General features: G+C 33.4%; 10 protein-coding genes. 7 read left to right on the top strand and 3 right to left on the bottom strand.

The genetic code is table 11. The annotated features are described in order from the left end of the window. Positions 1-3: 3 nt before the first annotated feature. Complete coding sequence (locus LNQ81_RS09035) at positions 4-2736, bottom strand: TonB-dependent receptor plug domain-containing protein (protein ID WP_229946069.1); 2733 nt, start codon at positions 2734-2736, stop codon at positions 4-6. A 401-nt stretch (positions 2737-3137) separates the two neighbouring features. Between LNQ81_RS09035 and LNQ81_RS09030 the strand changes: the two genes are divergently transcribed. Both LNQ81_RS09030 and LNQ81_RS09025 read left to right on the top strand, forming a co-directional pair. Continuing rightward, positions 3138-4148: a GlxA family transcriptional regulator gene (locus LNQ81_RS09030; RefSeq protein ID WP_229946068.1), complete on the top strand. Its 1011-nt coding sequence runs from the start codon at positions 3138-3140 to the stop codon at positions 4146-4148. A gap of 91 nt (positions 4149-4239) precedes the next feature. Beyond that, a complete protein-coding gene (locus LNQ81_RS09025; RefSeq protein WP_229946066.1) occupies positions 4240-4851 on the top strand; it encodes a DJ-1/PfpI family protein in 612 nt (203 codons plus the stop codon). Between the two features lie 62 nt (positions 4852-4913). Here LNQ81_RS09025 and LNQ81_RS09020 read toward each other — a convergent pair whose 3' ends face one another. Both LNQ81_RS09020 and LNQ81_RS09015 read right to left on the bottom strand, forming a co-directional pair. Beyond that, a complete protein-coding gene (locus tag LNQ81_RS09020; protein ID WP_229946065.1) occupies positions 4914-5123 on the bottom strand; it encodes a hypothetical protein in 210 nt (69 codons plus the stop codon). A gap of 234 nt (positions 5124-5357) precedes the next feature. Then, positions 5358-6593 (bottom strand): ABC transporter permease, encoded by a 1236-nt coding sequence (locus tag LNQ81_RS09015; protein WP_229946063.1) that lies wholly within the window; start codon positions 6591-6593, stop codon positions 5358-5360. A gap of 7 nt (positions 6594-6600) precedes the next feature. Between LNQ81_RS09015 and LNQ81_RS09010 the strand changes: the two genes are divergently transcribed. From LNQ81_RS09010 to LNQ81_RS08990, 5 genes are all read left to right on the top strand, one after another. Continuing rightward, positions 6601-7812 carry an exo-beta-N-acetylmuramidase NamZ family protein gene (locus LNQ81_RS09010; RefSeq protein ID WP_229946062.1) on the top strand — a complete coding sequence of 404 codons (1212 nt, stop codon included), beginning with the start codon at positions 6601-6603 and terminating at the stop codon, positions 7810-7812. Positions 7813-7867: 55 nt separating this feature from the next. Continuing rightward, the gene (locus LNQ81_RS09005) at positions 7868-9379 is read left to right on the top strand and encodes a histidine kinase (protein ID WP_229946061.1); all 1512 of its coding nucleotides are present in this window, start codon (positions 7868-7870) and stop codon (positions 9377-9379) included. Between the two features lie 105 nt (positions 9380-9484). Then, positions 9485-12079: a zinc-dependent metalloprotease gene (locus tag LNQ81_RS09000; protein ID WP_229946060.1), complete on the top strand. Its 2595-nt coding sequence runs from the start codon at positions 9485-9487 to the stop codon at positions 12077-12079. A 33-nt stretch (positions 12080-12112) separates the two neighbouring features. Further along, positions 12113-15475, top strand: coding sequence for a SusC/RagA family TonB-linked outer membrane protein (locus LNQ81_RS08995; protein WP_229946058.1), 3363 nt, complete (start codon positions 12113-12115; stop codon positions 15473-15475). Between the two features lie 12 nt (positions 15476-15487). Further along, positions 15488-16816, top strand: coding sequence for a RagB/SusD family nutrient uptake outer membrane protein (locus tag LNQ81_RS08990; RefSeq protein WP_229946057.1), 1329 nt, complete (start codon positions 15488-15490; stop codon positions 16814-16816). Positions 16817-16920 lie beyond the last annotated feature (104 nt).

Below are 16920 nucleotides of genomic sequence, written 5' to 3'. Positions count from 1 at the left end.
GTCTTAAATATTAAAGTTTATCTCCATTCCGAAATATGGTCCATTCGCATCCTTTCTATTAACTTTCACACCATTAAATGTATATGACGAATAATGTGAGAATAAACGATTAACGAACATTGACGCTTTCACTGATTTATAAATTCTCTTAGATATTTTAAAATTTGCATTAAAGGTAAATGGTCTTCTATCTTCCATACCATCTGTTTTAGAAACAGGTCTTACTAAATGCTGTAATATCGGATCATTGGCACTCTCTTCTGTGAAGGGATGAACCACATTATCTAACCCCATATAAGCGTATGGTGCTGCTACCCTATTCAGATTTAAATCTCTTCTAAAAATATCCCCTTGCAAAGAAGCAGAGATATTCATATCTAAACTTGGCAAATAAGTATCTACTACTAAATTATAAACTAAGGAAGATCTTCTATTACCACTATCATCTGCATAAATACCTGCATATAAAAACTGTTGTCCATTAACGGTAGTTCCTGGTCGCCAGAGAATATCTGCACTATTAGAATACGTTGTTTTAAACCAAGCTCCATTTAATGTAATACGAGTATTGATAACCTCAAAACGCGGTGAAGAATATCCAAACTCTATTCCTTCCTTAAGTGTCCTACTTCCATTCTCTGTATGCGAGTACTGCATCATATCTTGTCTATTTGACCAACGAGAGTTTTCTAAATCAGGCTTTCCTAACTCGTCATTCCATACGATATCTTTAGACTCATAACGCTTATATTCAAATCCCATAAACTGAGTCATATCTCTAAAACCAGTAGTCATCTTCTCGTCAAAATAAGTGATGTAAAACTTGTGTTTACTATACTCTAAGTCTAGACGAATCTCTTTCTTTGTGTTTTTAGCACCTATAAGACTGTGATTCTCTAAAGACATTCTATGGGTATAGAACTGTGCATAAGCATTATCAGTTTTAGGATCTAAATAACTCACCTGAACCATATCAAAATAGCGATCCTGTGGATATAATACAGCTAAAGTAGGTTGTTTATACAACTCTCCATATCCTACTGTAATATCAGTTTTTAAGTACTCATTCCCTATTTTTAGATTAGGGAGTCCCCATTGAATATTAATACGTGGTTCAGTAAATACTCTATCGCTAATACTAAATGTCTTACCTACTCCTAGTAATCTAGACATACGCAAACCAGCATATAACTGCAGATGGTGATTACCTAACTCATACTCCATACGATCACCTACATAAGCGGCTAATATCTGAGAAGCTGGTACTTCATTAAAAGGGCGAGGGCGTCTCATCGTTCCTGTAGTAGGGGGTAATAATGGATCGAATAACTCTCCTCTACCATTATTCTTAGCATATCTAAAGTCAATTCCTATTTCACCATTATGTTTAATTCCTCCTGTAGAAAAACCTAGGTCTGACTGTAATTTTGTATTAATATTTAGAGGTCGCCCTTCAGTCTTAGAAGTAGCGACATAAGAACTAGGTAAAAAGACACCTTCATTCTCTCCTGTTTCATTACCTACAGGAATAGCTACGCGTCCATTCTGCTGTATAAAGATTGTTTCTTTAATATCTTCTATTCCTTGTGACACATAAGTATTCAATGTTATGCTTTTAAACAAGCCATCTTTACTAAAGTCAAGTTTCAGGTTATTTCCTAAAGCGAAATTCTGTCTACTATTCTTATAACTATCTGTTCTATCATACCCTGTATCAGGATCAAACTTATCATTATCTATCGTACCACTATAGTCAAAGTTTGCTTTCCATTGTAAATCATATCCTCCTACTACAAAAGCTTTTTCTGAACGCAGTGAAGAAGATATTCTCTTATAGTTTTGAAGTATATCTGTAGGGTCATTTTTAGCATCTAAGAAATCAACACTGGCATTAAGCTTCCACCCTGTCTTCGTATCTATCCCTTTTCCGACATAGTACAGTTTACTAAAACCATCCACTTTAAATCGCGCCTGTAATGGTGTATAACCTATCTTTCTATTAATCTTAATCAATCCCGAACTCAAGTCTCCATAAGCAGCAGTAGGTATACCACGGATAACCTCTACACTCTCTATATCATTAGTAGATAGACTACGCATATCTACACCTATATGTGATGTTTTAAAACCTTTGGCAGATACTTGCATATCGGCATTTGTATTTATGATATTATTATCTACCATAAACTGTACTCCTAATGCCCCTGTTGCATATTTCTCCCCAGGATTATTCTCTCTAATTAGTGCTGGATTAGCTGTAGTCAGTTTAGGATCTTTAGCCAATCCTCCTGGCAATAATTCCATTAAATCAGCAAAACTTGAGGGTTGCAAGTGCTCCATCGCTTGACGGTTTATAACAGACGTAGAAGTAAGTCCCTTACTCTCTGTAGCAGTGATAACCATCTCTTCTAAGATATTCGTATTAGCAGATAAATAGATAGGCAATGTCTGATTTTGCAATAGATTCACAACTGTCTTAGAATTCCCATAACCAATATGAAAAACCTCTACAGTATAACTATCAGCTTTTAAATCAAAAACTACAATACCTTTATTATCACTGACTTTTAATTGAGAAACGTTAGAACTAGAAATCTGAATACTAGCATCTTGAATAGTTTTACTTTGAGAATCCAACAATACCACTTTTAACTGCAATGTAGAAGATTGTGCAAATGTAAGAGTACTACATAGTAATAGTAAAGCAACAAGAAGAACTTGAGATAAGCGTGTCATTTAAAACCGTATTAACAATTGACAAAAGTAGTCAACATCTTTCAAATAAAACAAGTTATTTAGATTTGATTCAAATTAATACTACATATGCATTTAAGAACGAATATAAATAAACTAATAAACAGCTTTTAAATAAAAATACTGAATTTTATTTATTTAAAAAACAAATATACAGTAATATTCTTATCATCAACGAACACTCTTCAATACAAAGTATATACCATAAACTTCTATGTGATAAAAACATCTTCTTCTAAAGAGCATCAAAAGAAGATATTTTGTGTTTAATTAAAGTAAATAAACACTACTTCATATTCTAAATATTGGCATAAAAAGCACTTTATATGTCATTAAAGACACAGTTTTGATTTATATATTTGTATTGTAAAAAAACAAGCAAAATGAATACCACAATACATCACATCGGCTTTCTATTATTACCCCAAACGCAATTATTAGACTTCGCAGGGCCAAGTGATGTATTTAACACAGCAAACCAATTAATTACACTCTCATCTGCAAAGACTGCTATAACATATCAACTACACTTAATATCAGGTATAGCAGAAAAGACTATTAAAACAAGTTCAGGCATATCAGTACTCTGTGACTATACTATTTACGACAGAGATATTCCTTTAGACACACTACTGATAGCTGGCTCTAAAGCAGACTTAACTAATGAATATGACACCGCAGTATTACACTGGATTAAGGGAATCTATTCATCACTACAGCGTATAGGGTCTATCTGTATAGGAGCATTCTTATTAGGAAAGACAGGGCTATTAAACAATAAGAGAGCAACTACTCATTGGCAGTTTACACAAACTTTTAAAGATACTTACCCGTCAGTACGATTAGCTTACGATCACTTTTACATTAAAGATGAAAATATCTATAGCTCAGGAGGTATAACTTCAGGCATAGACTTAGCACTTGCACTAATAGGTGAAGATAGTGGACATGCCTTAGCCTCTGCTGTATCCCGTTATTTGGTCGTTAATCTCAAAAGACAAAATACACAAGAACTATATAGCTCTCTTATCCCTGCTGATATAGAACTTACTCCTCTAGTCAAGAAAGTAAAACTATATATCACGGAACGTTTAACAAAGCAGTCTGTTGCGATAATAGAACTTGCAGAATTAGTCAATATGAGTGAGCGAAATTTCTCAAGAGTCTTCAAGAAAGAATCGGGTATGACACCTGGCACTTTTAATGACTGCGTAAGGATAGAGAATGCTAAACGGCTATTAGAATCCTCTGATATCCCAGTTGTGGAGATAGCTCATATGGTAGGTTATGCTTCAGATAATGTGTTTCGAAAAGCCTTTACTAAGTTAGTCAAGGTCACTCCTATGCATTATAGAGCTGCTTTTCAATCTACTGATATCAATAGTAATAGGTAACCAATAAACAACATCATATAACAAGTAAATAACTAATATCGAAGACTACTTCGACAGCCACACTATTGTTTAAATCCAAAATAATAAAACGATGAAACAAACAAATCACCCCCTAAATGTAGCCTTTGTCATCTTTGACCAAGTAGAAGTTCTTGACCTTAATGGTCCTTTAGATGTATTCGTTAAAGCAAATGTACTTCACCCCAATGCGTATAATCACTACTTAGTATCTGCTACCAAAGAAGTTGTAAAAACAGAGAGTAATACGACTCACATCTTGCCACAATACAGTTTTGACGATTGCCCTACGCCAGATATTATCGTATTACCAGGAGCTAATCCTGATATCGTGATGAATTATCTACAGGATCAGAACTTCCAAAACACTTATACCAAATGGATAGTAGCCCAACATCAACAAGGTGCCATGTTATTCACAGTATGCACAGGTAGCCTATTGTTAAGCAACACGGCTGTATTTAATCACTTAGAAGTTACCACACACTCTATGGCTATTGAGGCATTCATTAAAGCTACCCCAAAAGCAAAAGTAATCTCAGGAGTTCGATACATAGACCAAGAAAAGGTGTTAACCACTGCAGGTATCACAGCCGGAATAGATGGTGCCCTCTACTTAGTGACCAAACAACAAGGTGAAGAAATAGGTAATACCATCAAACAACTGTTTGAATATAATGTATAAACATATAAGGCGACTCTAAACTGATTAGAATCGCCTTTATTATATAATTAAAGAGTGATAAACTAGTATAGTTTAGCTCCGATTGCTTTTGCAAAATCTTCTTGTACTTTTAATACTTTCTCCTCTAGTTTACTTACTTTTTCTCCTACTGTATTTACTTTATCAATTGCCTTAGTATACTTATCTACATTAGCATTTGATTCATCCTTCTCATCTATAGCAATAAATTCTTTCAAGACAGGTACTTGTTCTTCAGCTACTACTTTATACACTTCTAAAGTACTAGTGTGAAATGCCTCAGCTTCTTTTGTTCTTTTTTTTCTTTAATAACCGCAGCACAACTGTCAGTAAATGTTTCGAAAGTAGCTACTGTTTTGTCTTTCTTCAACTGTTTCTTTTCAAATACTCCTAATAATTTCTCAGAATCTGATACATACTAATCATACACAGTTACGATCTTATCATTCACAAGGCAAACAATTCTTAATTTTTAATTCTTAATTAAATTAATCATATCGTATAGCCTTAACAGGGCTAATCTTAGAAATTAAATATGATGGAATTAACAGTACTAAGAATGCTATCAAGATAACTCCTGCATTTAATAAGAATACATCAGTAAAGCGGATTAATACAGGAGCCTCTCTTACGTAATAAGAAGTCGAATCTAGTTTAATAAATCCAAAGTACTGCTGTGTATATAATAATCCTAGTCCAATAATGTTTCCATAAAGGAGCCCTTTTACGATAAGGTAAGTAGCGTTATATAAAAATATCTTGCGAATAGTCCAGTTATTAGCCCCCATTGCTTTTAGGATACCTATCATCTGGGTACGTTCTAGTATCAATACCAATAGAGCGACAATCATATTAATAGAGGCTACTACAACCATGATGATAATGATGATCATAATATTAAAATCAAACATGTCTATCCAACTAAAAATATTACTGTATTTATCTACAATTGTTTTACTATCTACAGTTGAAGGCAAATTCATATAAAATTCTTGTCCTTTCTGTGTAATATGATCGAAATTATTAAGAACTACTTCAAATCCCCCAACTTCAGTAGTTTGCCATCTATTAAGCCGTTGAACATGCCTAATATCACCTAAAACAATATTTGCATCAAACTGCTGAAGAGCAGAACTATAAATACCTACAATCTCAAACTGACGCACATTAGGTATTTTGTTTCCCCATTCTTTCATAAAGTATGTAGTAACTTTATCCCCTACTTTAAAATGCATTCTGTCTGCCATATACTTTGACAAAAGCACTTCATTACTCATTGTTTTTGAAGATTTAGGCAATCTCCCCTCAACTATATAATCTTTAATCTCATTAAGATCATATAGAGAATCTACTCCTTTATAAACAATTCCTTCAAAAGAAGTCTCTGTTCTAATAATACCTGCTTTAGAAGCATACTTTTGTATATGTTTGACGCCATTAATATTTTTAATATCAGATGACTCAATTATTTTCTCATCAATAGGCTTAATAGTTATATCACTTATATTACTATCGTAATTAGTAATTACAATATGACCACTAAAAGCTGAGATTTTATCTCTAATTTTGTATTTTAAACCAAGCCCTGTAGCTACAGAAATCAGCATCATTATCATTCCTAATGCAATAGCAGTGATAGCAATTTTAATAATTGGTGCAGATACACTACTTTTATAGTTCTTGGTAGTGACTAATCGTTTAGTTATAAAATATTCTAATTTCAAAGTAAATATGATATCAAATTCAATGTTCAAAAATACATTATTATTCTTAGTATGTCTATTCGCATTCACTGTTAATTTAAAAACTTATGCTAAAACAGAGGCTTTAAAACAAAAAAGTGAACAAACTATTAAAGTCGGTGCTAAAAGACTTTCTGAATATAGTCACCTCATTCACGACAAAAAAGTGGGGGTTCTCACTAATCAGACAGGTGTAGTGATAGATGAAAACGGAATTTACACTTCCACAGTTGACTTCCTATTAAATAACAAAGTGAATGTAACTAAAATATATGCTCCTGAACATGGATTTAGAGGTAATATAAGTGCTGGAGAATTAATCAAAGATGGCAAAGACACTAAGACAGGATTGCCAATTATCTCTCTATATGGAAACAGTAAGAAACCATCGGTAGATCAATTAAAAGGAATCGATATTATGCTATTTGATTTACAAGATGTAGGGGCTAGATTCTATACTTATATTTCTTCACTTCACTACCTAATGGAAGCCTGTGCAGAACAGAATATACCAGTCATCGTATTAGACAGACCTAATCCTAATATCACTATGATAGATGGTCCTGTGCTAGAAATGAAAAACAAAAGCTTTGTAGGTATGCATCCAATCCCAACAATGCACGGAATGACGATAGGTGAGTATGCCAAAATGATCAATGGTGAAAAATGGTTAAATAATGGAATACAGTGCAATTTAACAGTTATAGCATGTGCAAATTATACAAGGGAAACGAGATACTCTCTACCTATAGCTCCTTCTCCTAATTTACCTAATGATAAATCGATCAACTTGTATCCTAGTTTATGTTTTTTTGAGGGAACTAATGTTAGTTCAGGAAGAGGTACTGATCTACAGTTCCAAGTATATGGTTCACCTTTTTTAAAAAACATGCCATACCAATTTACTCCAAAGCCTAATGTTGGAGCTAAAGACCCAATGAATAATGGTAAACTATGTTATGGAGAAAACTTATCTAATGAAAAACAACTTACTCAGATAGAACTTAAATGGCTATTAAAAGCATATAATAACACTAGTAATAAAGAGAAGTTTTTCAACAACTTCTTTATCAAATTAGCTGGTACAGATAACTTAAAGGCACAAATAGTAGCAGGGAAATCTGAAGATGAAATACGCAAGACTTGGCAAATAGGTTTAGATAAATTCAAACAGACTCGTAAGCCTTATTTAATCTATTAATCTCAGCTAACGAGTGACTAAGAAGAATCCTACCTTTATATCAAGAAAAGCTTTTATGGCAATAGGAATAGCAATATTACTTATTACCATAGGAGCTATATATATATTAAGTTCTTCTATTAACAAGAGCAATGAGTCTACTTATAAATATATTACCTCAAAGAATTTTTATCAAAAACTACGTTCGCTAGATTTAGAGTTTAAGAAGATAGACTCTCATCTAAACTCTTTAGACTACATCACTAAAAGTACACCTATAGATCAACTACCTTTAAAGTATGAGGTACTAAATCAGATGTACAATTTAGACGGTGTGGTATCTCTTAATTGGTATTTTAGAGTTAATGCAAACAATGAAGTTATTGATACCTATGTCGGCGAAGGTCAAAAACATGAAAAGGATAATATATTCGGGCAAACTATCTTAGCTAATCCAAATCATTCTAAGAAAAATACTTTCATAGAAAAGAACGGTTATCAATATTGGTTAATGTATCACAGTATGCCTATAGCTAATAACGAACGTATTATTTATGGTATAGTAATAGATATGTCACTCTTCCATAAATATCTTACTAATATAGATGTGACTACACCTAACTACGCCTATATATTCACTAGAGATGGACTATGTGTATATCACCCTGAAGTTAATCTAATGGGGAAAAATGTTTTTGAGCTAAGTAATTTCTCTGTACAAGATACGATTAAGACTACTGACGCTGCTAATCCACCAGTGGTTAATTCGGAGTATCTAAATTTAGAAGTATTCAGATTTATTAGTCCTTTTAAATCAGAGAACTTCTCAGGCTATATCACCATAAACTTTCCTAAGTTTAATGTTGATGATAACATTAAGCCTATTAGAACCAATACGATATTAATCTTTATTACTACTGTAACTATACTTTTATTACTATTTTACATCTTTAGTATGGCGAATAAAAAAGCATATTTAGAGAAAGAATTGTTGGCTGTAGAAAATGAAAAGATTGTAAAGGAAAAAGCATTGATTCAATTACAACAATTAAAGAATCAGATCAACCCACACTTCTTATTTAATTCGCTTAACTCGTTATATATGTTAATCGACTTAGAACCTGAAATTGCCCAAAAGTTTACATTAAATTTAAGTAAAACTTACCGTTACTTAATAACACCTCCCGAGGAGAACATTGTAGATCTTAACAGTGAGGTAGACTTTATTGATAAATACATAACGTTACAAAAAACGCGATTCACAAAAGAACTAAACTTTAAATTAGTTGATAATCGTTCAGAAAAAATAGTTAAAAAAATCCCTTTCTTAGGGTTGCAAATTTGTGTAGAGAACGCGTTAAAGCACAATATTGCTACGATAGAACAACCGCTCACTATAGAGATTATTATCGATGATGAGAAAGCTATTATCACAAATAACTATCAACCTAAAAAATCTGAAATAGGAAGTGAACATTTCGGTATAAAATACTTAGCATCAATATATAACTATTATAATGTACCAGGGTTTAAGACACTTTGCGAAGAAAGAGAATTTGTTTGCATATTGCCTTTGATCAAATGTTAAAGTTATCCACTCACTCCCCTATTCCATCCATTCACTCCCAAAAATTTTAAGCATAAGTTTAAGTCAACTAGTTTTATACTGACTTAATAATAACTTAACATAACAATGGATAAAAACACGGTTAAACTAAGTATCAGTGCTTTAATATTTTCTTACTGTCTGACACAGGTACCACCTGCTTATGCAGCTAAGAAAAAAACTACCCCAAAAACTGAAAAAACAGTAACCACAGAGAAAGACTCTACAGATAGCAAGAAAAACAACTATGCAGACTTAATTAAAAAAGGAGTGTATAGTAAAGGAATGTTTAATACAATCCAAGTTAAGACTGATATCTACTTTGAGATCCCTGACAGTCTACTAAACCGTCAATTCTTAATTGTTAATAAACTATCTCAAGTTCCATTAGAAGTTAATGATGCTGGTGCTAATACTGGTATGAACTATGAGAATAAACTGATCACATTTCACAAAGATACAATTGCAAAAAAAGTATGGGTTAAAACAATTACCCCAAGAGTTTCTTCTCCTGCTAATGATGCAATCACAAAATCAGTAAAGACAAATTTCATAGAATCTGTATTAGAAGTATTCGATATCGAAGCTCAAACCCCAGACTCTACAGCTACTGTCATTAAGGTAAACAAAGTATTTGATGGAAATCAAAAGAGTTTTAACGATGTCTTAAATGGATTAGGACTACCTACATCTGTTAAGGCTAACCTATCTTATATAGAAGGAGTTAAAACATTTCCAGAGAATTTAGTCGTAAAATCTCTACTAACTACAAGTGTGAATGAAGGTTCAGGTGAATTACCTGTTTCTTTAGGCGTAACGAGTAATATCGTATTACTATCAGAGAAGCCTATGCAACCACGTATAGCTGATAAGCGAGTAGGATATTTTACAGAAAAACATTGGTTTTTTAGCGATGCACAACACAAGATGAAAGAAGAGGAATTCATCACGAAGTGGCGCATGGAACCAAAAGAAGAAGATATAGAGAAATATTTAAGAGGTGAATTAGTTGAGCCTAAAAAACCAATCGTATACTATATAGACCCTGCTACACCACCCCAATGGAGATCTAAGATCATGGCAGGGGTACACGATTGGCAAGTAGCATTCGAGAAAGCTGGTTTTAAAAATGCAATCACAGCTAAAGAACCTACTGAAGAAGATAAAGATTTCGATATAGATGATGTACGCTACTCAGTGATTACGTATGCTGCTTCACCTAAATCTAATGCGATGGGGCCTGCGGTTATAGATCCTCGTAGCGGTGAGATAATCGAGTCAGATATTATCTGGTGGCATAACGTAATGACATCAGTTCACAGCTGGATGCGCATACAGACAGGACCTATAGATCCTAGAGCTAGAGCCAACAAGTTTACAGATGAGCATATGGGAGAGGCTATTCGCTTTGTATCATCTCATGAAGTAGGACATACTTTTGGACTAAAACACAATATGGGATCATCATTTGCATTCCCTGTTGAGTCATTGCGTTCAAAAGAATTCACAGATAAAATGGGTGGTACTGCTCCTTCTATTATGGATTATGCTCGTTATAACTACGTAGCTCAGCCAGGTGATGGAGTGACAGCTATAACTCCACAGATTGGTCTATATGACAAATATGCTATCGAATGGGGATACCGCTGGTACGCTACTCAGGAAGAAGAAAAGAAAGCATTGCGTACTATGATAGAAGATCATCAAGATGATCCTATGTACTTCTACGGAGAGCAACAAAGTTCATTAAATATCGTAGACCCACGTTCTCAATCAGAAGATTTAGGAGACGATGCGATGAAGGCAAGTGAATACGGACTTAAAAATTTAAAGATAGTTGTAGAAAATATTATTCCTTGGACCTACGATGAAGGAGAAGATTACTACGAAGCTGGAAAGTTATATATGGGAGCTATTGGTCAATGGCAAATGTATAACCAACATGTACTAAACAATATCGGAGGGGTTTATTTAAACCATGCAGTATACGGAAACAACAAAAAAGCATACGAGCCTGTCCCTTTCGAAACGCAAAAAAGAGCAGTGGAATATTTAGCAAAGAATGCTTTGCAAATTCCTACGTGGTTGTTCTTTAATGAGGTTATTGAGAATACATACAGCTTAAAAGATTCTCCAGTAGGTCCATTTGAATATTCACCATATTCATTAGCGAGAGAACTACAGTACTCTACGTTATACTACACTTTAATGGATGAACGTTTATTGCGTCTATTAGAGAACGAAGTACAACAGGTACAATTAGGTAAAGAGAAAAACTTCACCATAAATGATTTGTTTTCAATGCTTAATAGTGAGATTTTTGCACCCACAAAAAAAGGTAAGGCATTATCTATTTTTGAACGCATGACACAAAAGAACTATGTTGATGCGTTGATTATTGACGTAAACAAGTTGTTTGAGAAAACAAGCAAAAAAGGTTTACTGACTGCACATTCTCTACAATTCCCAACGCTGTGTAACCACATAGAAGAAGAGGAGAATAAATTGAGAAATATTAATTACACTGTAATGAAAAGAGTTTCGGAAGTTACTTCTTACAAAAAAGGTGAATTAATGAATATTAAAGATACATTGACAAAAAAGAAAAACAGTGGAGATAAAGCGACACGAGCACATTACTTAGATCTAATTAATAGAATCAACGAAGCTTTAAATCTATAGAAATAAACTAACCCCAATTATTTTAAAGGAAACATGAAAAAACTTTTTCTCCTTTTCTCACTCCTTACTATTTCTCTTGCCTTTGCGCAAGAGAAAAGAGTGATCACTGGTCTTGTTCAGGATAGCACTGACAAGCTAGGATTACCAGGTGCTTCAGTAATAGTAGAGACACAGACTGTCTCTAATGCTACTGCTCAAGCCGGTATCGTAGAAAGTACTAGTATTGGTACTATGACTGACTTCGATGGTAACTTTACTTTAGAAGTTCCAAAAGATACTAAGAGTATCCGTATTAGTTTTATCGGATATGAATCTAAACTTATTACATTAGGTTCTAAAGGTCATTATATAGTGACTTTAGGTGCTGACCCTGATATTTTAAATGAAGTGGTTATCACTGGATACCAAACAATCGAAAAAAGAAAACTTACATCATCAGTGGCACAAGTGAGTATGGCTGAAATCAACCAAACTGGTGTAGCTAGTGTGGATCAAATGTTAGCTGGACAAGTAGCTGGTATGGCAGTCGTTAATCAAACTGGTGCTCCTGGTGCTCCTGCTAAGATTAGAATTCGTGGTACTGCTTCTTTATCTGGATCTCAAGATCCATTATGGGTATTAGACGGTATGCCATTAGAAGGAAACGATGTACCTAACTTTAATGATAAAAATAACATTGACCAACTTCAGAACTTCTCTATCGCTGGATTAAATCCTGATGACATCCAAGATATTACTATCTTAAAAGACGCTTCAGCTACTGCCATCTATGGTGCTAGAGCTGCTAATGGAGTAATCTTAATTACAACTAAGAAAGGGAAGAAAGGAAATATGAGAGTAAACTTCACAGCAAATACTTTCGTAAACCAAAGACCAGATTTCAAGAAGTTAAATTTAATGAACTCTGATCAAAAGGTCGATTTTGAGTTAATGTTAGCAGGTAGATCTGACATCTATAACGAGAGATCTAATCAAGGCGAAGTAATGCGTATCCTTAACGGTACAAATGAATTAGACCAATATAGAAATGGTGGTTTTAGTTCATTATCATCAGCTACACAAGCATCTATCAATAATTTAAGAAAAACAAATACAGACTGGGGTAAAGAGATATTCCGTCCTACATTTAATAAACAATATGGTTTAAGCCTTTCTGGTGGTAGCGATGTAAATGATTACTACTTCTCTATGGGTTACTTTAATGAAGAAGGTACTACTATAGGAACAGGTTTTGAACGTTTTAACATTACTTTAAAAGACAACTACCAAGTAAGTGATAAACTTAAAGTAGGAGTTGCTTTATTTGGAACACATTCTAAAAAGAATAACTTCGTAACAGATGCTGATTCTTCAATTAATCCAATTAATTACTCAAGAAACGCAAATCCTTATTTAGCACCCTACAATGCTGATGGAAGTTATATGTATGACAAAGACATCAGTGGGTTTAGCGATAAATATGTTCCTTTTAACTTCGCAGAAGAGAGAGCAAACACTAGCTATGAATTAGTTAACAAATCGTTTAAAGCCGTATTTGATTTAGAGTACCAAGTTTTTAATGACTTAAAATTAACTTCACAATTAGGATTACAACTTGACAAAAGTGATACAGAGAAATATTTAGGAAAAGAGACTTACTCTACTCGTAAATTTAGAGAAGGAACGAGCTACTATGATAGAGTTTCTAAAACTAATAAATACTTCTTACCTGATGGAGGTATCATAGAAAACTTTAATGACGATATGTTCCAATACAACTGGAAAACGCAAGCTACTTATAATGCAATTTTTAATGATATGCATGAGGTGGATGTGATGGCTGGTATGGAAATCCGAAAAACGGACCAGACTATTATCAAGTCAAAAGGTTTTGGGTATGATGAACATACATTAACTACTAAACCTCTTATCTTCCCAGAAGGAAGCACAGCTATTAATAATAAAATATATGAAACGTATAAAAAATCAGTAAATGAAAATGCTTATGCATCTTTCTTTGCTACGGCTTCTTATACCTACAATAGAAAATATACAATCTTTGGAAGTGTACGTGCTGATGGTTCTAACTTGTTTGGTGTTGATCCTAAATATAGATATGTGCCACTATGGGCAGTCTCTGGATCTTGGGATGTAACAAGAGAGAGCTTTATGGAGAATATTGACTTCATCAGTAACTTACGTTTACGTGCTTCTTATGGACTACAAGGAAATATTGATAGAAACACTTCTCCTTACCTAATTGGCGAATATAACGTATCAACAATATTACCAGGATACCCTGAAGGAAACATTCAAGTAATGGGAGCTCCAAATGGAACATTACGTTGGGAAAAAACAACAAATACAAACGTTGGTTTTGATTTAGGTTTATTTAACAATAGAATAGCTATTGCCTTTGATGCATATAACAGAGAAAGTACTGACTTAATCGGTCTTAGAGCATTACCGTTAGAAACAGGTTTCGAATGGACAAACATGAACTGGGCTCAGGTCACAAACAAAGGTTTTGAATTAGCAATTACAACAAGAAATATATCCACACCTGATTTCTCTTGGACTACAACGTTTAACTTCGCACGTAATAAAAGTCAAGTTGATAAAATTCAGATTTATGATAATGAAAGGTTACCTTCAAGAGAAGGTTTGCCTGTAAATTCTGCTTTTGTTATCAAAACAGCTGGATTAGATGATAAAGGAAATATCTTATTTTGGAAAGAAGGAGAAAAAGTTACTGGAAAAGAATTTTTTAAATTAAGTGATCCAATGGCTGATATAATGCCAGGATATATGGTAACATCAGACTTAACTGATAAAGAATATAGAGATCTTTATTCTTATGCAGGAGATAAAGACCCTAAATTCACAGGAGGTTTGATTAATACTATTAGAATTAAAAACTTTGACGTTACAGTGTCTGCTGCATTTAACTTAAAGCAAACAGTGATAGAACAGCCATCTTATAATATGGCTAAATTAGACCCAGGTAAAAACTACACAACAGATGTTTTAAATATTTGGAGTCCTAACAATCCTAATGGAACCTTACCAGGAGTACTACCTGATGACAACCAAGGAAATTATGGTGCTGAAAATGATAATTGGATGTTAGCAAAATGGTTTGATGTTTCTGATTATGGTCAATCCTATAAACACCTAGATATTTGGGCTAAAGAGATTAGCTATATCCGTATTAGCAGCATTCGTTTAGGGTATACGTTACCAAAAGATTTATTAAGAAAACTTAATATAGATAACATTAGATTCACTGTTGAAGGACGCAACCTTTTTGTGTTTGGAACTAACTATAATGGTTATTTTGACCCTGAAACATATGGTAATATCTATACTCAGCCAATCCAAAAGTCATTTACTTTAGGATTAAATGTAACTTTCTAACACTGAATCATCATGAAAAAAATAATACTAATATTAAGTGGTTTACTCCTAGGAATAACTACTGTTGGTTGTGATAAATTTCTCGACATCGAACCTGTTGGTAAAATCATACCAAAAACGACAGAAGATTACCGAAAACTAATGACTGCTGCTTATGGAAAATATCCAAATCATAAGTCTTTAACTAATTTTCGCACCGACGAAGTAAGAATAATTTCTGATGAAGACAATACTAATTTCTTGTCAGTATTAGATGTATATGCATATAGAGATTTAAATAACGATAGAGCAACTAAAAGTTTTGGTTACTTAGAGTTTTACACTTCTATTTTCTATACAAACGATTTGATTAATAATGGTTCAGGGACTATGCAAGTAGGTGATGAGAAAGAACAATTATTAGGAGAAGCCTATGGATTAAGAGCATTAGCATATTTTGATCTTTTAAACTTATATGCAAAACCTTATGACAAGAATACTGCTTCTACAGAACTAGCTATCGTTCTCCAACTAAAGCATGAAATTGAGGAGCGTAAAGAGAAATCAACAATGACGGAAGTTTATACGCAGATACATTCTGATATTGACAATGCTAAAAAGCATTTAAAAGTAACCATCTATGAAGAGGGGAAAAACTATCGTTTTTCTTTAGCTGCTATTTCTGCATTAGAAGCTAAAGTAAACTTATATCAGAAAGAATACGAAGCAGCTTTAGCAAGTGTAGATCAAGCATTAAGATACAAAAGTGAATTACAAGATCTAAATAAAGATACAAAAACTTCAGTAGCTAGTTTTAAATCAATGGAGTCTATCTTAGCATTAGAAGAAGTATTAACTTATGATATGAGAACTACAGCGTTATTATCCGATGAGTTATACAATACTTATGACAGAGAAAATGACTTGCGTTTTCATGCTTCTTTTGAACTAGTAAAAGGATCTTATATTAGTAAAAAAACAGGTACAGGTGAGATGAAAACTTCATTCCGTACATCTGAATTATATATGATAAAAGCGGAAGCATTAGGTCACTTAAACAGACTAGCTGAAGCTAAGAGTACAATTGAGAAATTGATAGTTAGTAGATACAAGCCGGAAGCTGCTGCGAAAGTTTTACAGCAACTTTCAGGTTTGGATCAGAAAGGATTTATCGCTTTCATCTTGGATGAAAGAAATAAAGAATTTGCTTTCGAAGGACACAGATGGTTTGACTTAAGACGTCTAAACCAAAAACAAATAGTACACAAATTTGGTAATGATACATTCACTCTAGCAGAAAATGACTTGAGATATACGTTGCCATTCCCTAAAGATGCAAGAGAAAACAACCCAAATCTATAGTCTTAGCCAGACTCACATAACTGAAAAAAGCCACTCGATATCGAGTGGCTTTTTTAATTTTCATCAAGATTAATAAAGCCCTTCTATCTGAAAAGCTAAAGAAA

Source organism: Myroides oncorhynchi, assembly GCF_020905415.1.
GTDB lineage: Bacteria > Bacteroidota > Bacteroidia > Flavobacteriales > Flavobacteriaceae > Flavobacterium > Flavobacterium oncorhynchi_A.
This window is presented reverse-complemented; position numbering and strand designations above follow the sequence as displayed.

Excerpts from the sequence above, each read along its gene's own strand:
- LNQ81_RS09000 (WP_229946060.1), top strand. The coding sequence starts at position 9,485 with ATGGATAAAAACACGGTTAAACTAAGTATCAGTGCTTTAATATTTTCT.
- LNQ81_RS09005 (WP_229946061.1), top strand. The coding sequence starts at position 7,868 with ATGGCAATAGGAATAGCAATATTACTTATTACCATAGGAGCTATATAT.
- LNQ81_RS08995 (WP_229946058.1), top strand. The coding sequence starts at position 12,113 with ATGAAAAAACTTTTTCTCCTTTTCTCACTCCTTACTATTTCTCTTGCC.
- LNQ81_RS09035 (WP_229946069.1), bottom strand. The coding sequence starts at position 2,736 with ATGACACGCTTATCTCAAGTTCTTCTTGTTGCTTTACTATTACTATGT.
- LNQ81_RS08990 (WP_229946057.1), top strand. The coding sequence starts at position 15,488 with ATGAAAAAAATAATACTAATATTAAGTGGTTTACTCCTAGGAATAACT.
- LNQ81_RS09025 (WP_229946066.1), top strand. The coding sequence starts at position 4,240 with ATGAAACAAACAAATCACCCCCTAAATGTAGCCTTTGTCATCTTTGAC.
- LNQ81_RS09030 (WP_229946068.1), top strand. The coding sequence starts at position 3,138 with ATGAATACCACAATACATCACATCGGCTTTCTATTATTACCCCAAACG.
- LNQ81_RS09010 (WP_229946062.1), top strand. The coding sequence starts at position 6,601 with ATGATATCAAATTCAATGTTCAAAAATACATTATTATTCTTAGTATGT.